The 24,001-nt window shown below is 50.1% G+C and carries 24 protein-coding genes; 15 read left to right on the forward strand and 9 right to left on the reverse strand.

All coding sequences use genetic code 11. The features are described from left to right. Positions 1–48 precede the first annotated feature (48 nt). On the forward strand, positions 49–1,173 hold the full coding sequence (locus tag RT717_RS15180; protein WP_317487232.1) for a hypothetical protein: 1,125 nt from the start codon (positions 49–51) through the stop codon (positions 1,171–1,173). Positions 1,174–1,375: 202 nt separating this feature from the next. Next, on the forward strand, positions 1,376–1,924 hold the full coding sequence (locus RT717_RS15185) for a helix-turn-helix domain-containing protein (RefSeq protein WP_317487233.1): 549 nt from the start codon (positions 1,376–1,378) through the stop codon (positions 1,922–1,924). 110 nt (positions 1,925–2,034) lie between these two features. Here the strand turns inward: RT717_RS15185 and RT717_RS15190 are convergent, their stop codons facing one another. From RT717_RS15190 to RT717_RS15200, 3 genes are all read right to left on the reverse strand, one after another. Continuing rightward, positions 2,035–2,673 (reverse strand): dihydrofolate reductase family protein, encoded by a 639-nt coding sequence (locus RT717_RS15190; protein ID WP_317487234.1) that lies wholly within the window; start codon positions 2,671–2,673, stop codon positions 2,035–2,037. A gap of 452 nt (positions 2,674–3,125) precedes the next feature. Then, positions 3,126–3,995 carry an alpha/beta hydrolase gene (locus RT717_RS15195; RefSeq protein ID WP_317487235.1) on the reverse strand — a complete coding sequence of 290 codons (870 nt, stop codon included), beginning with the start codon at positions 3,993–3,995 and terminating at the stop codon, positions 3,126–3,128. 18 nt (positions 3,996–4,013) lie between these two features. Beyond that, positions 4,014–4,322 carry a hypothetical protein gene (locus tag RT717_RS15200; RefSeq protein ID WP_317487236.1) on the reverse strand — a complete coding sequence of 103 codons (309 nt, stop codon included), beginning with the start codon at positions 4,320–4,322 and terminating at the stop codon, positions 4,014–4,016. Positions 4,323–4,616: 294 nt separating this feature from the next. Between RT717_RS15200 and RT717_RS15205 the strand changes: the two genes are divergently transcribed. Further along, a complete protein-coding gene (locus RT717_RS15205; protein ID WP_317487237.1) occupies positions 4,617–5,213 on the forward strand; it encodes a hypothetical protein in 597 nt (198 codons plus the stop codon). A 102-nt stretch (positions 5,214–5,315) separates the two neighbouring features. Beyond that, positions 5,316–6,203, forward strand: a complete 888-nt coding sequence (locus tag RT717_RS15210) for a DUF6261 family protein (RefSeq protein WP_317487238.1) — start codon at positions 5,316–5,318, stop codon at positions 6,201–6,203. A gap of 30 nt (positions 6,204–6,233) precedes the next feature. Here the strand turns inward: RT717_RS15210 and RT717_RS15215 are convergent, their stop codons facing one another. Beyond that, the gene (locus tag RT717_RS15215) at positions 6,234–6,524 is read right to left on the reverse strand and encodes a Dabb family protein (RefSeq protein WP_317487239.1); all 291 of its coding nucleotides are present in this window, start codon (positions 6,522–6,524) and stop codon (positions 6,234–6,236) included. Positions 6,525–6,693: 169 nt separating this feature from the next. Between RT717_RS15215 and RT717_RS15220 the strand changes: the two genes are divergently transcribed. Then, positions 6,694–7,182, forward strand: a complete 489-nt coding sequence (locus tag RT717_RS15220) for a TlpA family protein disulfide reductase (RefSeq protein ID WP_317487240.1) — start codon at positions 6,694–6,696, stop codon at positions 7,180–7,182. A gap of 95 nt (positions 7,183–7,277) precedes the next feature. On the opposite strand, the gene RT717_RS15225 is transcribed toward RT717_RS15220, so the two are convergent. Continuing rightward, positions 7,278–8,396 (reverse strand): M48 family metalloprotease, encoded by a 1,119-nt coding sequence (locus tag RT717_RS15225; RefSeq protein WP_317487241.1) that lies wholly within the window; start codon positions 8,394–8,396, stop codon positions 7,278–7,280. Between the two features lie 256 nt (positions 8,397–8,652). Between RT717_RS15225 and RT717_RS15230 the strand changes: the two genes are divergently transcribed. Continuing rightward, on the forward strand, positions 8,653–9,138 hold the full coding sequence (locus RT717_RS15230) for a hypothetical protein (protein ID WP_317487242.1): 486 nt from the start codon (positions 8,653–8,655) through the stop codon (positions 9,136–9,138). Between the two features lie 9 nt (positions 9,139–9,147). On the opposite strand, the gene RT717_RS15235 is transcribed toward RT717_RS15230, so the two are convergent. Then, a complete protein-coding gene (locus RT717_RS15235; protein WP_317487243.1) occupies positions 9,148–10,455 on the reverse strand; it encodes an amidohydrolase in 1,308 nt (435 codons plus the stop codon). 316 nt (positions 10,456–10,771) lie between these two features. On the opposite strand from RT717_RS15235, the gene RT717_RS15240 reads away from it, so the two are divergent. Together RT717_RS15240 and RT717_RS15245 are read left to right on the forward strand one after the other, a co-directional pair. Further along, complete coding sequence (locus RT717_RS15240; protein ID WP_317487244.1) at positions 10,772–11,944, forward strand: alpha/beta hydrolase family protein; 1,173 nt, start codon at positions 10,772–10,774, stop codon at positions 11,942–11,944. Then, positions 11,944–13,080 carry a lactonase family protein gene (locus tag RT717_RS15245; RefSeq protein WP_317487245.1) on the forward strand — a complete coding sequence of 379 codons (1,137 nt, stop codon included), beginning with the start codon at positions 11,944–11,946 and terminating at the stop codon, positions 13,078–13,080. The genes RT717_RS15240 and RT717_RS15245 overlap by 1 nt, the downstream gene beginning before the upstream one ends. An 18-nt stretch (positions 13,081–13,098) precedes the next feature. On the opposite strand, the gene RT717_RS15250 is transcribed toward RT717_RS15245, so the two are convergent. Then, positions 13,099–14,064 (reverse strand): cyclase family protein, encoded by a 966-nt coding sequence (locus RT717_RS15250; RefSeq protein ID WP_317487246.1) that lies wholly within the window; start codon positions 14,062–14,064, stop codon positions 13,099–13,101. A 195-nt stretch (positions 14,065–14,259) separates the two neighbouring features. Between RT717_RS15250 and RT717_RS15255 the strand changes: the two genes are divergently transcribed. After that, on the forward strand, positions 14,260–15,828 hold the full coding sequence (locus tag RT717_RS15255) for a sulfatase family protein (protein WP_317487247.1): 1,569 nt from the start codon (positions 14,260–14,262) through the stop codon (positions 15,826–15,828). Between the two features lie 9 nt (positions 15,829–15,837). After that, a complete protein-coding gene (locus RT717_RS15260) occupies positions 15,838–16,287 on the forward strand; it encodes a GNAT family N-acetyltransferase (protein WP_317487248.1) in 450 nt (149 codons plus the stop codon). Here the strand turns inward: RT717_RS15260 and RT717_RS15265 are convergent. Then, a complete protein-coding gene (locus RT717_RS15265; RefSeq protein WP_317487249.1) occupies positions 16,256–16,453 on the reverse strand; it encodes a hypothetical protein in 198 nt (65 codons plus the stop codon). The two genes, RT717_RS15260 and RT717_RS15265, sit on opposite strands and share 32 nt — an antisense overlap. A gap of 40 nt (positions 16,454–16,493) precedes the next feature. Here RT717_RS15265 and RT717_RS15270 point away from each other — a divergent pair, with 40 nt between their 5' ends. Both RT717_RS15270 and RT717_RS15275 read left to right on the forward strand, forming a co-directional pair. Then, positions 16,494–17,447, forward strand: coding sequence for an RraA family protein (locus RT717_RS15270; protein ID WP_317487250.1), 954 nt, complete (start codon positions 16,494–16,496; stop codon positions 17,445–17,447). A gap of 215 nt (positions 17,448–17,662) precedes the next feature. Further along, complete coding sequence (locus RT717_RS15275; protein WP_317487251.1) at positions 17,663–18,949, forward strand: mandelate racemase/muconate lactonizing enzyme family protein; 1,287 nt, start codon at positions 17,663–17,665, stop codon at positions 18,947–18,949. Between the two features lie 48 nt (positions 18,950–18,997). Here the strand turns inward: RT717_RS15275 and RT717_RS15280 are convergent, their stop codons facing one another. Next, entirely contained in the window at positions 18,998–19,384 is a 387-nt protein-coding gene (locus tag RT717_RS15280; RefSeq protein ID WP_317487252.1) for a hypothetical protein, read from the reverse strand. Between the two features lie 174 nt (positions 19,385–19,558). Between RT717_RS15280 and RT717_RS15285 the strand changes: the two genes are divergently transcribed. The 3 genes from RT717_RS15285 to RT717_RS15295 all read left to right on the forward strand — a co-directional run bounded on the left by RT717_RS15285 (position 19,559) and on the right by RT717_RS15295 (position 23,920). Beyond that, positions 19,559–22,276, forward strand: coding sequence for a M14 family metallopeptidase (locus RT717_RS15285; RefSeq protein WP_317487253.1), 2,718 nt, complete (start codon positions 19,559–19,561; stop codon positions 22,274–22,276). A 39-nt stretch (positions 22,277–22,315) separates the two neighbouring features. Continuing rightward, positions 22,316–23,065, forward strand: a complete 750-nt coding sequence (locus RT717_RS15290; protein WP_317487254.1) for a VOC family protein — start codon at positions 22,316–22,318, stop codon at positions 23,063–23,065. Between the two features lie 105 nt (positions 23,066–23,170). Continuing rightward, the gene (locus RT717_RS15295) at positions 23,171–23,920 is read left to right on the forward strand and encodes a methyltransferase family protein (RefSeq protein ID WP_317487255.1); all 750 of its coding nucleotides are present in this window, start codon (positions 23,171–23,173) and stop codon (positions 23,918–23,920) included. Positions 23,921–24,001: the final 81 nt, after the last annotated feature.

Genomic DNA, 24,001 nt, shown 5'->3' on the forward strand with positions numbered 1-24,001 from the left:
TTATTCGTGTTCTGCTTACCTTTAACAACCAGCTAGTATCCATTTTCTATGACCAGATATCTCAGATCCTTCCTTTCTATCCGGTGTTTAGTTGCACTCACCTGCCTTGCCCTCGCTCAGAGCGGCTGCAAAGACGACGAAAATCCCACCAAAGTCATCAATCCGCTGGAAAACCCAGAGGATGGGCCAGCGGCGGGTAATCCCGATGGCAAATACCCCATACCCAGCGCAGCCGGTACCGAAGATGTCACCAATCCCGATCAGATGATTGGCGACGGCACAGCGGCAAGCTGCACGGGACAGCTGGTAGTCGACGCCATTGCCAAAGGCGGCAAAATTGTCTTCGACTGCGGTGCCGACCCCATCACCATCACGCTGCCCGAAACAGCCAAAATATACAACGACGCCAGCGATGAGGTGGTGATCGACGGCGGCGGGCTGATCACCCTCAGTGGTGCCGGAAAACGGAGAATCCTGTATATGAACACCTGTGACCAAAGCCTGACCTGGACGACCTCCCACTGCCAGGATCAGCAGTACCCAAAACTCACCCTGCAAAACATCACTTTTGCCGACGGCAACTCTACCTCCGAAAAGGAATACACCGGCGGCGGCGCCCTCTGGGTTCGTGGCGGACAACTCAAGGTGGTGAACTGCCGCTTCTTCAACAATGTATGTGCCGATACCGGTCCTGATCTTGGCGGCGGAGCCATCCGTGCATTCGATCAATATGAAGACCGTCCAATTTATGTAGTGAACAGTACGTTTGGCGGCGAAGAGGGCTACGGTAACTCCGGGTCCAACGGCGGAGCACTCAGCAGCATTGGCGTGTCGTGGACGATCATCAACTCCCTGTTCTCTCATAACACGGCCGTGGGCAACGGAGGCAATCCCGCCCAAAGCGGAACCCCGGGCGGTGGCAGCGGCGGTGCCATTTACAACGACGGCAACAAAATGACCCTGAAAGTGCTGGGCTCGCTGATTGAAAACAACGAGGTGAATGCCTACGGAGCAGCCATCTTCTTTGTGAGCAACAACCACACCGGCAACATCGTCATCGAAAAGTCGGTGATCAGGAACAACGCTGGTGGCTCATGGTACCCGGTGTACCCCGGCATCTCCATGCACGACGACACGGATATAAAAGTGACAGTTTCGGAAATTACGGAGTAGATGAGCTTTTGGAGCTTTCAGCCTCCCCATAGCTCTGGGCTATAAGGAGGGTCAACGCCATCCGATGGGCTGAGGTTCTCAGAACGCTTGATATGCAGATTAGCCTAAAATGAGGTATATTATCACAATTGTCGTGTGAATGACGGGTAATTGTAGTGGCACTGTTGCCCTAAAACCCCACAAATTTGAAATAAAAAAACTCATGAGAACCGGACAATTAATAAAAGAACTAAGGCTGAAAAAGGGCATTACCCAGGAAGACCTGGCTTCATTGACTGACATCAGCGTCAGGACAATACAGCGCATAGAAAGCGGTGAAGTTGACCCACGTGCATACACGCTCCAATCAATTGCAGGAGCTTTGGGGGTGGAATATGAAACCCTGGCGATGAATGAACCTTCCTTTGGCGGAGCGACTAAAGAGGACACCAGCAAATGGCTGCCACTTATACATTTGAGTGGTTTATTGATACTGATAGCCCCGCCCATTGTGCTTTGGATTCTGAAGCGGGATGAAGTAAAGGACATTAGAAAACATGCCGTTGATGTTATCAACTACCAACTCAGCATTTCCCTATATGCCATTCCTTTGGTTCTTTTTGGAATTTACCCCATTCTGATAGCTTTGTTTATCTACAGCCAGGTCGTAATTATACTCAATACGATAAAGGTAACGGCTCATCAACCTTATAAATATCGCCTGAATATTAAATTTCTTAAGCCCTATCAGGAGGAGCTATCCCTGTCGTGACTTTGCACTGGCTAAGAACCGCAAGCCGTCTTTAATAGAAGTCCTTGCGGTTCTTTGCCCCTTTTTCCTGAAAGCCAGCCCTAGCAAATCCGCTGCCCGTACCTCTAAGCTTACCCTTCAGTTGGATCTTTTAACTCATACCGTTCGCCAACGGTACCCGTGCCTATTTTCCCGGCCCGCATGTAAGCAGCGATGATCACCCCGGTGGGTGTGACAATGCTTTCTGTCAGCGTAAATGCAGAAGGCATCGATCCATTGTCAAACAATTTTTTTCCTTTGCCAAGAATCAGCGGATGGATTTTGAGCCGGAGTTCGTCGACCAGGTCGTGTGCAAGGAGCAGCTGCACGAGCTCACTGCTACCCCAAACGTGGATGTCACGGCCGTTGCCCTCTTTGATTTTTTTGATGTCGGCCACGCCTTTGACCACCTCCGAGTTTTTCCAGCCAGCCACCATGGGATCCGACTGGTTGAGGCGCTTCGAAAGCACATACTTCATGCCCTCGTTAATACCCGGCCAAAACTCTCCGTGGTGAGGCCAGTAGGCTGCCCAAATCTCGTAGGTTTTCCGGCCCAGCAGGTAGTCGGCGGGTTGCAGCTCCTTTTTCACGACCTCGTCATAAACCTCGTCGTCGTAAGGTGCCACCCAGCCACCGTGTTTGAAACCGCCCGATGGGTCTTCCCCAGGTGCCCCGGGTCCCTGCATCACCCCATCCAATGTGATCATTGACAAAACGACTATTTTTCTCATGCTGTTTGAGTTTGTTCACTTTTTCCCTCAGAGTCTCCTTGCAAATCTTTTCCCTCAGAGTCTCCTGATAAGGGACTCTGAGTCAGCGCTATTTCTCAGAGTCCTCTTCGAGAGACTCTGAGGGAATTTCGTTTGTTGATAGAACAAATATCCGTAGGAAGCACATCATTCCAGCAGTGTAAACACGACAATGAGAGGGGCTAAATGCGGAAAGGGGGTGTGAAGGATGCCATCCCTCGCTTGCACAACCTCCGCCGCCACCACACCATCGTCATCCCGATTGCGAGGAACGAGCGAGGGATCCCCTTGATAGTTGCAGAAGGCATAACAAGCTCGGCCGTGGGTCATGGGGATCTCTCACTTCGTTTCGAGATGACGGTGTGTTATGGAAGCTTTAGCTGTTAGGCGGCATGCGTGAAGCTCGGCCTGAGCACATGCTGTCTTCTCTCAACTCACCGCACCACAAACCCATGCTTCGCCAAAAACCGGTCGGTTCGTTCCATAATTTCCTCGTCGAATAGCGTCGAATACTTTTCATTGCCCTCACCCAGGTAATGCTTCCTGCCCTCGTAGGTCACCACCTCAAATTCGTTGCCCTGTGCTTCGGTCTCCCGCTTAAACATATTGACCGTCCAGAAGTCGACCGTGGTATCATCCAGCCCGTGGAACTCGATGGCGGGAGGCATACCGGGCCTGATGTTGTGCCGGGGCGAAATGGCCCAGATCATGTGGCGCTTTTCGCCCAGCATAAGGTCGCACCAGGCTTCCATGGTGTTCACCGTGGACGAATAGAGCAACATGAGGGTAGGCCGGGGACTGATGGCCAGGTTATCGCTGGGCTCGTTGATGGTGTCAGCCAGGGCGGTCATGAGGGTGAGCTGCCCACCCACCGATTGCCCGCCCACGGCGATCATATCGGGGTTGATGTTGAGTCGCTCTGCATTTTCCCTCACCCACCTCACCGCCGACCTGGCATCCTTCACGCACTCTACCGGGGTAATATTTGGATTTGGCCAACTTTCGTCGGCATTGATCGACAGCCGGTATTCAAAAGAGAAAGTCACAAAGCCTTTTTCGGCATATCGCCGGCAAGCCCCGTGAAATTCCTTTGGATGACCAAACGCCCAGCCTCCTCCGTGGAAAAAAACAATGGCCTGCCGGGGAGACGAACTTGCCCCGGCCGGAGTAAATATGTCCACAGTAAGCGCAGTGGAATCAATACGCTTGTATACTTCCTGCGTTGCCGTTACGCCTGCTGACTGGGAATAACCGGTGCCCTGCAGGCACAGCAACAAGAAAATGATGGTCAGTTTTCGGCTCATGAGCAAAGGGGTTAGGTGTTACAATGCCTGGTTGGCTTGCTGTGAATTTACAATTTGTTTGGGTGAAAGTCGATAGCGGATGGTGGCGGGTGGTGCTGACCTGGGAACAGCCACCCTCACCATAACAACGTCATCCCGATTGCGAGTCACCCTGAGCTTGTCGAAGGGACGAGCGAGCCGACGTGGAACCCGACGCCGGAACGGGATCTCCATGATGATGATAGTGAGCCGTTCTGAAAAACACTGCCAGGTCGGGGGGATTTCTCTCCGCCAGCTGGCGGATCGAAATGACGGCGTGTTATCGGAGCTTTGGCGGTAAGGCGGCATGGTTGTGGCAGGCCTGAGCACCGTTAATGATACGAGACACAGTCTCGCACCAGCATTCAGTGCTATTGGCGGGCCTGGCTACTCGGACTAGCGGGGGATTTCTCTCCGGCAGCTGGCGGATCGAAATGACGGCGTGTTATCGGAGCTTTGGCGGTAAGGCGGCATGGTTATGGTAGGCCTGAGCACCGTTAATGATACGAGACACAGTCTCGCACCAGCATTCAGTGCTATTGGCGGGCCTGGCTGCTCGGACTAGCGGGGGGTAGCTATCCGAAGAAGTTGTAAATGGTCAGTTTGAGGTATCTCCTACTATTATGTCTTATCCCACTCCTTATTTCCTGCGACGAAAAAAAGGAAACCGCTGCAAAAACGCTCCATCAGCAACCTGTAAAAATAACAGCAACACCGGATATTATAGCCGCAAAACAAGCAGCGCAGCCAATCAAATACATCGAAATAAGTGAGCTGGTTATTGGCGATGGCTATACCAGTCACTCTAGCTTGGAAGAATTTAATCAGAAGTTCAGACACATTGATTCTACCCGCTACTTTATCGACGAAATGAATGACGGAGACACCATTACCATGCTCTATGTAAATGGAGGAAGGTTCACTTATTTCGATTCACTGGTTTACTTTGATTTTCTCGATCTCGACAAGATAGACGTAACCTATCAGGGCTTAACCTTGAACTCAATTCATGTCGACTCTCTTAGAAAGATAGAGGGTATATCATTTGGCGATTTGGAGACGTCCCTTGATGCTGCCAATAATGAAATCACACGATCCTGGTTCAGCATCCATCGAGACAAATCTACCAGCGAACAAATCATTCTCGTATTCATCGATGATCGCCTTCGGCAAATACGGTACTTTAACGGAAATGACTGAATAGCCTGAGCACAGCCACCCTTTCCACGCCAACGTCATGTCGATGGCGACAAAGGGGCGAGCCGACTTGGAACCCGACGCCGGAACGGCATCCCCCGGGTAATGGCAGGAGGTATTATGAGATGGTCTGTAGGTCTGGGGGATCTCTCACTCCGCTCCGCTACATTGCGAAGTGACGGCCTGGTATGGAGGCTTTGGTGGTTGGGTGAGTTTTACCCTATCGTCGCCCCCCTTTCGGCAAATAAGAAGCCATTGTGTATATTTATCGATCAGCTATTGTTTCGACTACCTATGATTGACAAAGTTCACATCAACTCGTTGCCCAACAGCGATTTTTCGAAGTTCATGAATGAAGTGCTGGACATAGCAGCCAAAAATGATCCGGCCACGCTGAAGGTGCAGAAGCAGGAGGAAAAGCTACGGGCAATCATGGGCCAGGCGGATGAGATGTTTCAAGCCAGGGAGGGGTTTAAGATGGCCGAAAAGCTGGCTATGCTCGATATGCGCCGTGACAGGGCCATTACCGGCATTATCACCTACGTGAACGCCCTCACCTACCACTTCGATGAGAGCACCGTTCGCCACGCCGAAAAGCTGCACATGCACTTGGAAGACTACGGCGGCGAGGCCATTGCCCGGGAAAACTACGACAGCGAAACAGCCTCTATCAGGAGCATACTGAGAGACTGGGAAACCAAGCCTGCATTGAAAGTGGCCGTGACAGCCCTGAAGCTGGAAGACTGGGCCAAGGCCCTGGAGGCCGACAACGACGCCTTTGACGAGCAGTACCAAACCCGCACCGGCGAAGCCCCTGCGCCGTCGCCCGACGCACTGCGCACCAAGCGCCTGGAAGCAATAACGGCCTACTACGAATTGTGCGAGCACATTGCAGCCTACCACGTGGTGAAAAAAGGCGCCGAGCCTTTCAGCAAAACCGTGAAAGAGCTCAATGCACTTATTAAGCGATACAACAACCTGCCCTCACGCTAACCGCATGGTTGACCATTGCCACGCACTCCCTCAAATGGGCTCGTAGTCGATCTCAAGGAATTTCTCTACATACTTTGCCCAGTAGGTCTGCACAAACCTGATATGGTCAGGGTGCTGGTTGTAGCCTTCATACGCCTCCATGTTATCAAACTCCATCGACAGCCCATAGTCAAAGTCGTTCTTCTTCCCTGTTTGGCGCAACGACTCAAACTTGTGAACCCCCGGCAGGGAGGACAACTTGGCGGCAGCAGCGAGGAATTCTTTCTCTTCAGGCGAGCCTTTGGGGTATTTCAGTTTTAGCACAACAGTATGGCGTATCATGGGCGAGAGTTTTTGATGCGTGTAAGTCAAGACAACTATACAGGGGGCAAATTAACGAAACAAACCATCCAAAATAGACAAACATAGTTCCGGCGACATTGCTCCGCTAGGTAAAATAGGCAACCTTTGCCATCTTTGCTCGTCTATTTTTCCAACTAAACTGTAAACAATGAGGATTTTACTGGCACTAGCCCTCCTATTTTTAGCTGGCCACTCGCAGGCCCAAACCAAACCCAAAGTGGGTGACCTGGCTCCGGGCTTTCAGCAGGTAGCCGCCGATGGCAGCATGCTGGAGCTCTCAGGCATCAAAAGTGACCTTATCCTGCTCGACTTCTGGGCCGGCTGGTGCAAACCCTGCCTGCACACTATTGAAACCATTCTCAATCCGCTTTACAGCAAGTACAGTCGTGAGCAGCTGCAGATTGTGGGTGTGAGCTACGACAAGTCGGCCGACAAATGGGAAAAGTCGATGGCCAAGTTCAACGTGCCCTGGCTGCATGTGTACGACGCCGACGACTACGACCTTTACAAAAAGTATGCGATTGAGGTGTTGCCCACCTACTACCTCGTCGACAGCAAGGGGAAAATTGTGGCGGCTAATGTGCCGTCGGCTGACCTGGCCAAAACGGTAGACGATTATTTTGCGAAGGGGAGGTGAGGCTTCTGGTTCAAGCGTCTCGCTTGGACCCCCACTGATTCAAGCATCTCGCTTGGATCCTTAAAATTTCAAATAGCTGACTAAACACACCCGAACTACTGCCTGGCAGCAACCTCCTCCTGTTCAACGATTAATTCTTTGTACCATTTGCCCCACTTCTCATTCTTAACAACCAGCGTGAAATAACCGTACGGAAAGTCAATGCACTTAAAGCCTTTGCAATATTTGGCATTGATTCTTAATTCATGGGTTCCGTTCGAAAGGTGAAGTTCCTTAAAAGGAAGGGAGTAGCTCACCTCATATGTTGTGCCTGCATACACCGGCTCAATGTATTCCTTCACAAAAAAAACATCCCCGGCATCATCGCCAAAAATATGGTTTTGGTCCCTGAGCTTTTCGTATTTCCCGTTTTTCTTTTGTTCCACCCATATCAAAAGGTCTCCGCCGTATAGCCCGTCTGCTTGAAAAGCAAAATTTATCGTCGAACCTTTCCCAATATTGCCTACATGAGAACCTTCCCTGTTTGGTTCAAAAACACTCACAATTGCACTTTGAATGGTCAATTCGGGAGTGCCTGTAGATTCGCTTTTCTCAGGCGTTGAATTTTCTTTGGTTCTCGCTTCCAGCCAGCCCTGGGAAACAGCCTCCAGTCTATCTGCTTTGGGCGGATACTTCTCGCTGATATAATTCCGTGCGAATGCTTCCATCGCCTCCTCTGCTTCCTGACTGGACGCCCCCATTTTATACAACACAGCGCCCGAGAATTTGTCGGCTTCCAGCTCGATGGCATGGTAGCTTCCCGTTCCCAATAGCGTGTGCCCGTTGAGGTGGTGCCCCATTTCGTGGGCAATAGCCATCACTTTTGACCAGTCGGTCTTGTTGGTTGAATGAATATTGCGGAGCCAGCTTTGGTTGTAAAAAATGTAGCGATCGGAGCCTGCCAGCACAGCTTCGGCACGGCCAACGTCGGCTGCTTTGCTGGTAAAGTTTGGTGTGAGTGCCGCTTGCGTAATTATCCACTCCAGCGCTTTTTCCGATTCCTCTGCATTGTCAAACACCTTGATCTCCTCTCTGTTGGAAGAGCCAGTATTGAAGCGTGTGTCGATGGTAATTTTCTTTTGTGCCTGCAAATTACCCCCAAACAAAAGGGGCCACAGGGCTACAATAGCAAATGTCCAGCGATAGGTGGTGGGTTGGTTGAGTCGCCTGATCATAAGGCCTTAATATAATAGCTAAGGTACAGGTAAAACTCATCAGTCAGGCTCTTGTCACTTCTACACGGAGCGAAGCTACAAGATTTTTAATTGTATTGAAAGTGGGGAAGCCGTCTCTGGCACATCGAATCTATCGAAAGGCATCATCGGCTTTCGGCAGTGCGACCTTGGCCCAAATCGTTTTTCTTGCCATTGCTCCGAACCAGAATTCTACTTTTTGCGTATCTTTCACAGAGCATCCAAAAACAAACCAACTATGAAAAAGCTAGCCCTACTCCTTCTGCTTAGTTCCTTTACTTTCAAAGCAGAGCTGCCAGAGCTTAATGCTAAAATTATTACTTACCTCGACTCGGTGATGGGCAAAAAGGTAGACAGAGGCGAATGCTGGGATTTGGCGGCTGGTGCGCTGGCCTACTCCGGTGCCTACTTCGACCGCAGCAGCATGAAAACCGTGACCATCTACGGTCGTGAGTTGAATTACAAGAAAGAGGAGGTGCTACCAGGTGACCTGATCCAGTTTGAAAATGTAGAACTCGCCTGGAAAGACGGCAACACCACTTACAAAGAAACCATGGGGCAGCACACCGCTGTAGTGTACAAGGTAAACGGCCCGCTGAATTATGAGATCGCTCATCAGAACACGGGGCAGTGGGGCAAGAAGGTGGGCGTTAGCAACCTCAACCTAAACAACCTGGCCAAGGGCAAACTTTGGATCTACAGGCCTATTAAGGAGAAGGGCTGATAAGCCCCCTCACCTCCCATTCAAATAGTCAATCGCCAAACTGCTGAGGGCTCTTACTCCCAACTGTAGCGAAGATTCATCCACATAGTAGGTAGGTGAATGCTGTGACTCGATCTCTTTTCCCGGCGTTCGCACCCCCAGGTAAAAGTACAGCCCTTTGGCATTTTGCGTCAGAAAGGGAAAATCTTCTGCTCCCATTTCCACGGACGGCGTGATCAGATTGCCTTCGCCGGTTACTTTCAAAAGTGTGGGCGTCATTTTTGTCAGTAGTTCAGGGTCGTTGAAAGTTACAGGATTGCTGCCAGAAATGATGACCTCCGCAGTGGCCCCAGAAGCCTCCGCAATGCTCTGGGCTGTTTGACGGATTCGTCTATGGAAGTCTTCCCGAATGTCGGTATCAAAGGTGCGGATAGTGCCCAGCATGCGCACTTCGTTGGGTATGATATTGCCACGAACACCGCCATGTATACTTCCAATGGTCACAAGCGATAATGCCTTTGTCATATCCAGCTGTCGGCTCGGTATTACCTGCAAGCCAACCACAATCTGCGAAGCTACAACGATGGGGTCGTTGCCCAGCCAGGGAAACGCACCGTGCGACTGTTTGCCCTTTACGATAATCTCTAATTGATCAGCCCCGGCACACATGCCATATGGGCGCACCGCCAGGGTGCCGGCATCAAACCGCCCATCGGTATGGAGCGCAAAGACAGCTTCCGGCTGTAGGTTGTTAAAAATGCCTTCCTGTACCATCAGCTCAGCGCCGCCCTCCTCTCCTGCCGGAGCTCCCTCTTCAGCAGGTTGAAAAATAAAGAGGATTGTACCTTTCAGCTGTTTGCGCATACCGGCCAGCACCTCCGCCGCACCCATGAGGCAGGCTACATGAGCATCGTGCCCGCAGGCGTGCATCACGCCTACCTCCTGGTCGTTGTAAGTCGTCCGCACTTTCGAAGCAAACGGCAGATCCGCCTCCTCCACTACCGGCAAAGCATCCATATCAGCCCTGATAGCAATAACCGGTCCTGGCAGCCCACCTTTCAACACACCCACCACGCCTGTGTGGGCAATACCGGTCGTCACTTCGATGTCCAGCCTCTCAAGGTGTTTGGCCACAAGCATGGCCGTACGAAACTCCCGGTTGCTGAGTTCAGGGTTTTCGTGAATATCCTCATACCACGATATCACCTTGGGCTCAATGCTGGCCGTTTTTTGGTTGATCTCATTTTGGAAGTCTTTCTTTCCCTTCTGCCCAAAGGCACTTGTGGACAAGACTATCAAAAACAGTAGAGTAATACCCGGGCTTTGCTTACACTGCATCTTCTTGGTTTTAAGTGAGCTACGAGTGTCAAAGTACAACTAAAAGCCAAATTTGCCTAAAGGATCCTAAGCCAGCAGCTATTCTCAATTCAATATTTGCCCGTGCTTTTCGTTATCTTTCACTCAACCTACTAACATGGTCCGACTCCTGATTCTTTGTCTATTGGTCTTCTCCTATGTTGATTCAGCGTCACCCAAATTCTTTCCTGTTTTTCAAATAGCCGTTCAAGGAATTGCCTGAAACAAAACGATTCCCGGGACAGGTTGTGTTTCAATTATTATCTATCTTCGGTAGTTGACATCACCTACTTTTACCATGCACACCACCACCAAAGCATTACTACTGCTATTCGTCGGTTTAACCATCGCCGGAGCGGCTATTGCCCAGGAGTCCATGCTCTGCCAGGGCCACTACTGGACTGAAGACGAAGCCAAAGTCAAGATGGCAGATTTTGCCTCCCAATGGACCGACAAGGCTTCCTGGGAAAAGAGAGCCACGCAGATCAGAAAAAACATCATCGACGGGCTACAGCTGGAAAAGATGCCTGTGCCAAAAGATGGTTTCAAAACCGTTATCACCAATACCAGGGAAATGGACGGCTACATCGTGGAGAATATTGCCATACAAAGTTTCCCGGGATTCTATATCACTGGCAACCTCTACCGCCCGCTCGAAAAAGCTGACAAGTACCCCGCTATTCTGAGCGCCCATGGCCATTTTCCTGATGCGAGATTTTCAGTTCCCGTGCAGCGAAGGTGCGCCGCCCTTGCCAGAATGGGCGCCATTGTGTTCATGTACGACATGGTAGGCTACACAGAAAGTACACAGGTAACGCACAAAATGCCCATCGCCATGACCCTGCAAACGTGGAACAGCAAACGGGTGCTCGACTATCTGCTCTCCCGGCCTGACGTGGACAAAGATAAAATCGGCATGACAGGTGCGTCTGGCGGCGGCACCCAGACCTTCATGCTCACGGCAATCGACGACAGAATAAAAGTGGCCGTGCCCGTGGTGCAGGTGTCGGCCCATTTCTTTGGCGGCTGCGTTTGCGAAAGCGGCATGCCCGTTCATAAAACGGCCACCTTTCAAACCAACAATGTCGAGGTAGCTGCTTTGTGCGCTCCCCGGCCCATGCTCATGGTGTCGGACGGTGCCGACTGGACGAAGAACACACCTTTGGTAGAGTTTCCTTACGTGCAAAGTGTTTACAAGGCCTACGGAGTTCAGCATCTTGTCGACAACGTACATTTTGCTGCTGAAAAGCATGACTACGGCGTTTCCAAGAGGATCGTCGCTTACAATTTCTTTGCTGAGCACCTTGGTCTTAACTATGCCAAGCTTCCTTATGACGACGGCTACAACGAGAGTTTTGTCACCATTTTGCCAGCAGATGACCTTAAAGTTTTCATAGACAAAACACCACGCCCTTCCGGTGCCCTAAAGGACGACGAAGCTGTGATGAAATATTTAAAAATCGGACAATAATGAAATACCTAAGCCTCTTCCTGCTATCCATTTTCTTTTTCTCCCAACCTTCTGTCAGCCAAAAAATGAACAAAACCTATCTCTTCGTCGGCTGCTACACTGAAAAGGTGCCCGGCACAGGCATGTATGTGTTTGAATTTGACAGTGGAACCGGTTCTTTAAAGGAGGTCAGTAAGGTAGAAAACATTGTCAACGCATCGTTTCTCACCCTGGCGCCTGACGGCAAATTTGTGTATGCCTGCACCGAAACACAGCTGGAAACCCCTGGCAACGTTTCAGCCTATGGTTTCAACGCCGCCAACGGGCAGCTTTCATTTCTCAACAAGCAATCAGTTGAAGGGCGAAACCCTGCCTATGCCATGGTGCACCCTGCTGGCCGGTTTGTGGCCAGTGCCAACTACACCGATGGAGGCGTTTCCATCTTCGAGCGAAACAACGATGGCAGCCTGAAGCCTGCTGCTCAGCATTTCGACATTGAAGGCAAGAGCACCATTCCAGGAAGGCAGGACGATGCACATACGCATGCGGCAGTTTTTGATCCGGCTGGCGACTTCCTTTTCGTGCCAGATTTGGGGTCGGACAAAATCCTCGCCTATGCATTTGACAAAAGCAGCGCACAGCCCGCTACATTTAGCAACGAACTCACAGTGACCACAACGCCAGGCAGCGGCCCCCGGCACCTGGAGTTCCACCCCAATGGAAAGTTTGCCTACTGCGTAGAAGAACTAAGCGGCACTGTTTCAAGCTACACCTATAGCAAAGGAAAGCTGACGCCCATTGGCAGAGTGTCTACCTACACGAAGAAGTTTGACATTTATGGTGGGGCTGACTTACATACTTCGCCGGACGGCAAGTTTCTTTATGTGTCGAACAGGGTAAGCGAAGAGAACACCATTGCTATTTTTTCTATTGACCAAAAGAGCGGTCAACTAACATTGGTTGGTCACGAATCTACTTATGGTGATCATCCTCGGAGCTTCGTCATCGATCCTTCAGGCAACTTTTTACTTGTCGCTAATCAGTTTGGCAACAACATCGTTGTGTTCAAAAGGGACAAGAAGACCGGGCTGTTAACCAAAACAGACACTGAAGTCAAGGTAAAGCTGCCAGCCAGTTTGAAGATGAGGACTTACTAGTTGGCGAACACAGCCAGCTCACCTGATGGCAATAGGCCTCCCGGGTGAGCCGGTCGCCCCTTTGAACCGAATAGGGGTAAATACAAAAAGAAACTCATAGGCTTTGTCGGCCTGCAAACCCTCAAAAGTCATCCACTCAAGGTTGAAAATGCCATTCTTCATGGTAAGCTCCGAGTGGGCTATCAATTCATCGCCATCCATGATGCCGTCCGACCCCACCATGCAGGGCTTTTTGGTAATGATCCACTCCACCACTTCCCGACCTACATACGGACGTTTTCCCTTCATGGCGTACCCGGAAGCCCAGTGCTTTGACCATCCGAAATTGAAGAAAAGAGCATCTCCCGGAGCAACCGATGCCTCAGGAATTCCCTGCTTTTTCAAAGCCGCTCTTACGTCGGCAAGCGACACCTCATAGCCTTCAGCCAGCGTGGGCACGCCTTTCAATCCGGCGATATCAACAAGTACACCACGGGTTACAATTGGCTTTACATTTTCAACGCCCAGCTTCTGCAACCCAAATGGGTTCTTCATCTCTGCCGTACTATAGCCGTTGTAGAAAACCTCTGTGGTAGTGCCGTCAGCCATTTTCACCTGCTGGCCTACATGCCCGGGGCCATCAAACTGCGTGCCTACCTGACCGAGAGATCCGGCAATATACTCGTCGTTGAACACCTGCCCGTTTCTCCCCTCGGGCCCATAAGTCGGAAATGAAGGAATCAGTAAGTTGTAGCTGCGATTGTCAGGAATGCTCATCTCGTTTTCATAGGGCTGTCCCAGTTCATACACCTTTCCTGTCTTCACCATCGTCATCGCTTGTAACACCTTTTCAGGGGTAATCCAGTTGGAGCCACCCGCCTGGTCACCAGCGCCCCAGATCGGATGTGGCCACCATGGCCCCTGCTCCCGGGTCTGGGAAAATGAAGTAAATGATAAGGTGAACAGAAAAGCGGCAGAAAGGAGTTGTCTTGCTTGTAGTTTCATAACTGTAGGGGCTAAGTATTTTACCTAATGCTACGAAAAAGGATTAGCGATTCGAAGGATCAATGCATCAAATAGGCAGGGTAAAATGGTTCTCAAACAGAAGACTGAGGTCAAAACCCATGCCTGGGAAACACTGATGACTAGAATTTGATTGAATTCGACTATATTAATGCACCAAACTATTTACCAAGCCTAATGAACAAGCCCCTCAGCATAAGTCTCTTCACACTGGCATTGCTCCTGACCCTGGCTGGTTGTGAAGAGCCGGTCAAGGAGTCAAAAAAGCCTAATATCATCTATATACTGGCAGATGACATGGGGTATGGGGACGTGATGGCATTTAATGAGCAAAGCAAAATTCCCACACCCCATATTGATAAGCTGGCTGCTGAGGGTATGATGTTCACCGACGCCCACTCGGGGTCTGGCGTTTGCACACCCACCAGATACGGCATCCTCACTGGCAGGTATAGCTGGCGAACAAAAATGAAGCAGGGGGTGCTGGTTGGCAACTCAAAACCCCTGATATCTAAAGACAGAAGCACGGTAGGCGCTATGCTGCAAAAAAATGGCTACTATACCGCTTTTATTGGCAAGTGGCACCTGGGATGGAACTGGGGGCTCAAAATCGATGAAGCCGACACAAATGAATGGTCGGTTGATTTTGCAAATATCGATTACGCCAAGCCGGTAAAAAACTCCCCCAAAGAACGTGGTTTTGACTTTTCATTTGGGCACCCCGCCTCGCTTGACATGTCGCCCTATGTGTATGTAGAAAACGGCATGGTAACAGCAGTTCCGGACACCACAACGGTAAATACGGGAGAGTACTCATGGTGGAGGGAAGGCCCTACCGGCTCCGACTTCATCCATGAAGAGGTCACGCCTAATTATTTCAAAAAAGCCATGGAATTGATTGCAGACCGTGCGCTTTCCGACCAACCGTTTTTCTTATACCTGGCTTTACCATCACCACACACGCCCATTTTGTCCACAAAGGAATGGCAGGAAAAAAGTGGTTTGAACCCGTACGGCGACTTTGTGATGATGATCGACGACTATGTCGGTAAGTTGCTGGAAACCATAAAAACAGCGGGTATTGAGGAAAATACGCTGGTGATCTTCACCAGCGACAATGGTTTTGCCCCCTACGCCAACGCCGAGCTGCTCGAATCGAAAGGGCATTACCCAAGCGGGCCATTTCGTGGCTACAAAGCCGATATCTTTGAAGGGGGCCATCGCATTCCATTTATCGCTAAATGGCCGGGTGTTATTCAGCCGGGCAGCGTTTCCAGCCAAACCATCTGTCTGACAGACCTGATGGCTACCTGCGCCGACATTGTAGGACACAAGCTGGCGCCAAATGAAGGAGAAGACAGCTACAGCCTGCTGCCAATTTTCAAACAGACCATTTCATCAGAACCATTGAGGGAAGCCACTGTTCATCACTCTGTGAATGGCAGCTTTGCTATTCGTCGGGGCCCATGGAAACTTATTTTATGCCCGGACTCTGGTGGATGGAGTGATCCAAAGCCGCAAGATTCGGTGACTGTGGCCGGACTTCCGGCCATACAACTCTATAACTTGGCCAATGACCCGGGAGAAAAGCATAACCTTGAAGCAGAGCAGCCAGGAAAGGTGGCTGAGTTAAAGGCTTTGCTTGCAAAGTACATTGAAAATGGCAGGAGCACGGCCGGGGAAACTCAGAAAAATGATTCATACGAAGGGGAATGGGTACAAGTAAATTTTATAAAACAGCCTTAACACAAGGATATGCCATACTACATCGACATCGTCCATAAAAGTGAATACGCCAACATCGTTGCGCTGTGGGAGGCTTCCGTAAGGGTTAGCCATACATTTTTAACCGAGGAAGATATCCAGTTTTTCAAACCCCTGATACTAAATAGCTACCTTGACCAGGTCAAACTTTTTTGCGCCCGCAACGAAGACAATAAAATCGTAGGCTTTCTGGGGGTCGCCAAAGGAAAAATAGAAATGATGTTTGTCCACCCACATTACATGAACCGTGGCATTGGACGAAGGCTAATCAGGTATTCGATTGACAAATTGGATGCGACCAAGGTGGATGTGAACGAACAGAATCCCAAAGCCCAAAGTTTCTACGAGTACTTTGGTTTCAAAGCTGTCGGACGCTCAAGACTTGATGGCACCGGAAAGCCCTATCCGATTATTCATATGGAGCTTTCACAACAAACGTAGTAGGAGTCTTCGCCATCCTCAACAGAAAGTCGGAAGTCTTAAGGCAGGGCACTAAAGTAATTGTAGGCGGAAGCATGGAAGGATTATTGACCAGCTTGCTAAGAGCTTCTTTCATTTCATCTATCACCTGCTGACCAGCTATCAATTCCTCGTAGGTTGTGTTCAAATTTTTTATTATCATTAATGGACACTCTACCTACTTAAAAATGAACACAACTTTCAAACGACAGCTATGGCTATGCTTGTGCCTTCTTGCAACGATAACGGCCTCTGCTCAGCAGATATCCAAGGCAGACCTGATCTTTCTTACGCCCGAATGGAAAGGTGAGCGCTTTGACGACGGGCGCCCCAAAGTACCTGATGCACTTCTGAAACGGATGAAACTGGTCACACTGGAAGAAGCCTGGGCAGTGCTGCGAAATGAAAACTACAAATACCAGTATGCCGACGGCTGGGTGACTATCAATCCCGACAGCGTGCTGGTGGGCAGGGCCTTAACCGCCACGTTTATGCCCGGCCGCCCTGACATCCACAGAGTACTCGACAAAAAAGGACATGAAAAGGATGGCCGGATCAAGTCGCAAAACTCCTGGCCTGTCGATATGCTGGTCAAAGGCGATGTGTATGTGGTCGATCAGTTTGGTGCGCATGTGGACGGCCCTACAATTGGCGACAACCTCGGCAATTCTATCTTCACCAAGTCAGGCAACGGCATCGTGTACGACGGGGCCATCCGGGACATCAATGGTCTGAAGGAAATTGGCGGGTTCACCTCCTTTTTCCGTACCTATCACCCCTCTCACCATTTAAACAACCCGGACGGGGCACTTAACACTACTTTGGTTGGCATCAACCAACCCACCCGCATTGGCATGGCCACTGTGATGCCGGGTGACGTGGTGCTTGGCCGTGATGGCGGCGTGTTATTTATCCCTCCTCATCTGGCGGAAAGAGTAGTGAAGGTGAGTGAAATAGTAAGGCTGAGGGACATGTTCGGTCACCAGCGGCTGCGGGAGCAAAAGTACACAGCCGGGCAAATCGACAACCGCTGGTCCGATGAAATTGAAAAGGACTTCTCCCAATGGCTCAACGAGCATATAGACGAACTGCCTGTTCCAAGAGAGCAAATTCAGGAATTATTGAAAACCAGAACCTGGTAGATTAACCTCCCTTGAAAGTCTGCAAGGTTAGACGGCAACAGAATTATCGATGCGAGACTTGTCAATAAGGGAGAGTTGGGCGAAAAATTGCCGAGCGGATGAGCGTCAAGGCCCAGAGCGTTAGTTTTTCTATGATTTTTGCTTACTTTTCATCTATAGGAAAACTAAGAGCCCGCCCGGCTTGAGGGCAAACACTACAAAAAACCACACCAACTATGTCAAACACCCATTCACGCCGATCCTTCCTTACAAAATCCGCCCTCGGCACCAGTGCCCTGGGCCTAACAGCCATATCCACTTATGGTCAGGGCTACGAAGAGGCCATCCACAAAGCACCGAAACACGGCATGCCCTCCGACCTGAAGATCACAGAGATCAAATGTGGTTATATCCGAAATGGCCACAGCTTATTTGTAAAAATATACACCAACCAGGACATCTGGGGCTGTGGCGAAGGCGTTGACGCTGTGCCTGGCACTTACCACCTGGTAAAAATGATGGGACAACGCATCAAAGGCAAAAGTCCGTTGAATGTCCATAGGCTATTTGAGGACATCCGTAAATCAGGATTCTTTGAAGGAGCGCAGTCCGGCATGTTTGTGGCCGTGCTTTCAGCGGTGGAAACGGCGCTGTGGGACCTGGCTGGCAAGGCCCTTGGTGTGCCAGTTTACCAGCTGCTGGGCGGCAAGTTCCGTGACAGCGTGCGGGTGTATATGGACACCGCTTTGTACCAGTCGAGGCTCCCAACACCGGAAGATTTTGCTGCCAGTGCCAAAGAGGCCGTAGATATGGGCTTCACTGCCGTCAAATTTGACCTCGACCAGGCCAACGACCCCAACAAATACGATCGCTATAACTGGACAGCCAGCCCTGCAGAACTGCAGAGAATGTACGACCAAATGGCGGCAACCAGAGAAGCCGTCGGCCCCAATATCGACATCTGTGCCGATATGCACGGGCGCTACGATGCTGTGACTGGCCAGCAAGTAGCTAAAATGCTGGAGCCTATTCACATGATGTGGCTGGAAGAACCCATTGCCGCCGAAAATGTGGAAGCCTACAAGGCCATTACGGACTCCACCAGCACGCCCATCTGCGCAGGTGAAAACGTTTACCTGGCCTACGGGTTCCGGCGCATGCTTGAAATAGGCGCCGTTGACATCATTATGCCCGACCTGCAAAAAGCTGGCGGGCTGGGAGAAGCGCAGCGCATTGCCAACCTGGCCAATCTTTACTATGTGCCTTTTGCTCCGCACATGGTGGCTTCTTATCTGGGTGCCATGGCATCTGCTCATGTATGTGCGTCAGTGCCTAATTTCATGATCCTTGAGTGGCAGATCTATTTCCACAAAGACCCGATGTATAAAGAAATTGTCACCTTTGATGGAGAAATGGTGGAGAAAGGTTTTATCACAGTTTCGAACAAACCGGGTATTGGCGTAGAGATCAATGAAGAAGGAATGAAGAAGTATGCGACGCCGGGAATGCCGTTTTTTGAGTAATTACGAAAAGAGGCTATATCAAAAGCCCTAGGCAGATTACCTTGCTTTTCAAAAGACCTTAAAATAAGCCCACTTCAGAAACATAACTATCATAAGCGCCAGTGGATGGTAAATGATCAGGAGGAAGATCATAGCACTTTCTCCTGATCCTTCCATTTTCATGATTTTGATAAGTCCGGGTATTAATACACCCATCGCTATAAGATAAACAACACTCAAGCCCAAGGATATCAAAAAGTAGTACCATGGCTTATCCGCAAAGCCAACCAATACGGTGTTGACTACAATGAAGCATCCATACACAATACCGGCGATCATCCACGCATTGTCTGCTTTTAGCGGCCTCACAAGTACCAGAACGATAAGGGTGAGTGGTACAAAAAACAACAACTGATACAAAGGCTTTTGAAGCCATTCGAAAACACTAAGGCCCATGCACCAAGTTCTGCAAAAAGTTTGAAAGAATTACGGTGGGCTGGCATAGATTCAAGTGAATCCGACCCTTCATCAGCATTGCCTCGCAAGGCAAAGCATTCACCTGTATAAAACTCCTCATCTAGATTCATTCATTTCCTTATATTCGGTCGTTTCAGGCTAATACTACCAACCATGACCAATACTGTACTCCATCAGATAGCGAAGAAGGCGGCTCTTCTGGCTGTTGCTTTCCAAATATCTTTCTCATCATTGCTGCTGGCGCAAATCCCGGCTCCGGAAGAAACACTGGGTTTTAAAGTGGGTGCTGACTTCCATCTGGCTACGTACGAACAATCATTGGCCTATTTCAACAAGCTGGATGCCTCCAGTGATGGGATCCAAATGGTGCATGTGGGTGAAACCTCCGAAGGACGCCCATGGTACTTTGCTTTGATTTCATCGCCCGAAAACATCAAAAACATCGACAAGTACAAAGCCATAGCCCAGCGCCTGGCCCACCCTGATGGCATAACGAGGGAGGAAGCCAAACAACTGGCCAAAGAAGGTAAACCTATCGTCCATATCGACGGTGGCTTGCATGCTTCGGAGGTAGCCGGCGCACAGCACACTATTTCACTCGCCCACCAGCTCATTAGCACGGCGGAGTCAGACGAGAGAATTGCCAGAATTCTCGACGATGTCATCATTTTGCTCTGGCCTTCGCTCAACCCCGACGGTCAGGATATTATTGCCAATTGGTACGAAGAGAACGTGGGCACGCCTTACGAAGTCGCCCCCGTACCCTGGCTTTACCAAAAGTATGTGGGGCACGACAATAACAGGGATGCCTACATGGTCAATATGATTGAGTCGAGAGTCGTGGGCCGCACATGGCGAGAATGGGAGCCCAACATCATCCATGTACATCACCAGTCGTCGCCCTTCCCTACCCGCATCTGGCTGCCCCCATTTGCAGAGCCTATTGCTTCGCATACGCCGCCTCTGGTTGCCCGTGAAGTCAATATGATTGGCATGGCCATGGCACAAGAGCTGGAAACTGAAGGTCTGAAAGGAGCTGTGCACATGGGCCAGGGCTTTGATGCCTGGTACCCCGGCTATATCGACTACATGCCGGTGCTGCAAAACATTCCTTCCTTCTGGACGGAAACAGCCCTTTACCGATACGCCACTCCCTATTTCTATACCATCAACGACTTCCCCAAAGACAGAAGTGATCTTCGCATCGAATCGCTTTACTCCAGTCCGTGGCCGGGCGGCTGGTGGCGCATAAGCGACGCCATCCAGTACATGCAAACAGCCTCGATAGCGGTATTGGATTACGCTTCCAAATACAGCGAAACAGTTCTTTTCAATAAGTATCAGTCGGCGCAAAACACGATTGAAAAGTACCGCAACGAGCCTCCCTACGCTTATTTCATTCCTCAGCAGCAGCGTGACCCCGCCCGTCCGGTAGAGCTACTGAAGCGCCTGGCCTTCAACGGCATCAAAATCTCGCAACTAGACAAGGCCATTACTTTTGACGGGCAAGCTTATCCCAAAGGCACCTGGGTCATCCCTATGGATCAGGAGTTTGCTGAACTGGCCCGCCAGGTTCTCGATGTGCAGGCGTACCCCGACCTGCGGGAATTCCCCGATGGCCCGCTGGAGCAGCCCTATGACGCCGCTGGCTGGTCGCTGCCCCTCCAGTTTGAGTTAAATATAACTGCGGCTGCCAGCCCTCTTTCTGAAGAGGTCAGGGCAAGCCTCGTTGAAGTAAAAGGCACCAAAGTCGACTGGAAAACAACCTCCAGCGACGACAATAGCAAAATCGATTTCGCTCCCGGCGCCGGTTTCAATACCAACGAGGTGGCTGCTGGCATTCGTCCTCTCCCCGGCTCAGTGAAAGGAAGCGGCACCACGCTGTTGCTTGACCCAAAGGAAAACAACACCTTTCGGGTACTCGGAGAAGCCTGGAAACAGGGACTCACTGTGGAGTACGCCAATCAAAAATATGCCATAAAAGGAGCCTCGGAAACACTCGCCAAAAGATGGGTGGATGACTTTGCCGTGAACATCGTCAGAACTGGCAATTCGTCAGGCATAAGAATTCAGCCCCGCATCGCCATTTACGAGCCATGGACAGCCAGCATGGACATGGGATGGACTCGTTGGCTGCTTGATAATTTCGGACTGCCTTATACTGTTATCCAAAATTCAGATTTTGCGGCCAGTAACTTAAAAGATCGGTTCGATGTGATAGTGATGGCTTCTGAAAGAAATGGCACCATCGAAAATGGTTACAAAAAAGGACAAGTGCCTCCCCGCTACGAGGGTGGGCTGGGTGAAACAGGTATCCGCAACCTCGATGACTTTGTCAAGGCAGGTGGCACGCTCGTCTGCATGAATCAAAGCAGCGATTTCGCTATTGAATCGCTTTACCTGCCTGTGAAAAATGTGGTAAAGGGAGTGAACCGGAAAGATTTCTTTACCGGAGGCTCCATCATGGAAGTGACGACAAATACTTCTCACCCTGTGATGGCTGGCATGCCTGATCATGCCAGTGTATTTGTGAATCGAAGCCCAGTTTTTACCACTTTGGAGGGTTTCAAAGGAGAGGCACTTGCCAAATACCAGGACAAAGGCTCTCCCCTTCGCTCGGGTTTTCTGCTTGGCACCAAATACCTGAATGGCTACGCAGCGGCACTCGACGTTCAGCATGGGCAAGGCCATGTCATCCTGTTCGGCTTCCAACCCCAATGGCGTGGACAACCCATGGGCACTTACCGCACACTGTTCAATGCGATGTTGTACGGAGAAAACACGGCCAAAAGTCGTACTGTTTCAGAAGGCTTTTGGGCGGCTCCCGCCAAAGCTGAAGGCAACAGCAAGGCGTCCAGCGGCAAACAATAGCGTAGTGTAATGCAGGCATCATAGTAAAGTTTTAATGGCATGAGAATTATAAAAGGAGCACTGATTGCATTGGTAGTTCTGTTTACTTGCCACTGGGAAGCTGATTCCCAGAAAATCCGAATCGACCATGTGGTCAATGTTGTTGCCGACCTCGATCAGGCAACCAGCCGATATACTCAGCTTGGATTCACTGTCAAGCAGGGCCGATTGCACGCCAACGGGCTTATCAACGCACATGTAAAGTTTGGGAATAAGACATTTTTAGAACTGATGTCAGTCAGAGGCGAGCCCACCGACCGCATGGCGAGGGACTACCAGACACTTTTACAAGAGAGAGAAGGCGGCGTATACCTGGCTGTATCCGGGGTTCGAACTGAGGAGATGGAACAGATGCTCTCTGGCTTGAAAATAGCTTTTGAAACCTCAAAAGGGAGAAGTTGGGACTACATCACCTTTCCGCAGGAGCCCGAGTTAGCACATTTCTTTTTTATTGCCTACCACGGAACCATGGACGATCCGGGGGAAATCACTACTCATAAAAATGAGTCAGACCGTATCACAGCCACCTTCATAGAGGGCAGCGAAAGAGTTTCCTATTTTCTGAAAGGGATTGGACTGCAATCGGCTGGGAGAAAGAAGGACGAGCTGTTTGGTAGTGCAGAAAGGTTCTTCACTGCGTCTGGGGATATCATTGTCGTTCCAAAAAATGAGTCGGCAAAAAGACCAAGACTGAAAGCAGTAAGTTTCGGGAGCTCCGATGGGAAAGAAAGTGTGAGGATAAGTTTTTAAAGGAGCGGGGCAAATAGATGTGGTCTCCGATACATTCACCAAACTAAGACCGCAAAATAATTACATTTCCGTACCTTCGTGGCTCCAAATGGCGAAAACAACACAATGGCATTAAAAGAAGAGCTTAGAACCCAGGGTGACTTCCTGTTCAAACACAGAAGTTACCTGCCGCTGGTCATCATCGTGGTCGGTATTTATGTGTATGTGCAAAATGTATTGAATGGCACCATTACCGATTCACAACAAGATGACCTGTTCAAGCTAGGCTGTTTTCTGGTGTGTGTATTGGGTTTGGTGATTCGCATGGTGGCTATTGGCTACTCTGCCGACAATACTTCTGGTCGCAATACCACTGTGGGGCAAGTAGCAGACTCCGTGAATTCCACTGGACTGTACGCCACAGTACGCCACCCATTGTATGTAGGTAATTTTTTCATGTGGCTGGGCATTGCAGGCTTCACGCAGGAGCCCTGGTTCATTGTCGCTTTCGTCTTTATGTACTGGGTGTATTATGAAAGAATCATGTACGCAGAGGAGATGTTTTTGATCGATAAATACGGGAAAGAATACGTCGACTGGGCTGCAAAAACACCTGCCTTCATCCCTGCCTTTAGCAAGTGGATCAAACCCAAATACACCTTTAGCTGGAGGAAAATAATCCGGCAGGAAAAGGCCGGCATTTTAAATATGTTCCTCGTTGTCTTCGCCTTCGAAGTGATCGGAGCATCGGTGGCCAACAAGGCGCTTTCAATGGGAAATGTATACTGGATGTATGGCTTCGCTGCCAGCGTGGCGTGGTATATCATCATTAAGACGATTCAGAAAACCACTCAGGTGCTGTCTTACGACAGATAGTCGTAGATTTTTTTGGTTGGGCCAACAGTTCAAAAGGGTATTACCCGGTCATGAGCAACATACTGTCGTCTGTGCTTCGGC

Source organism: Imperialibacter roseus (genome assembly GCF_032999765.1).
Lineage (GTDB): Bacteria > Bacteroidota > Bacteroidia > Cytophagales > Cyclobacteriaceae > Imperialibacter > Imperialibacter roseus.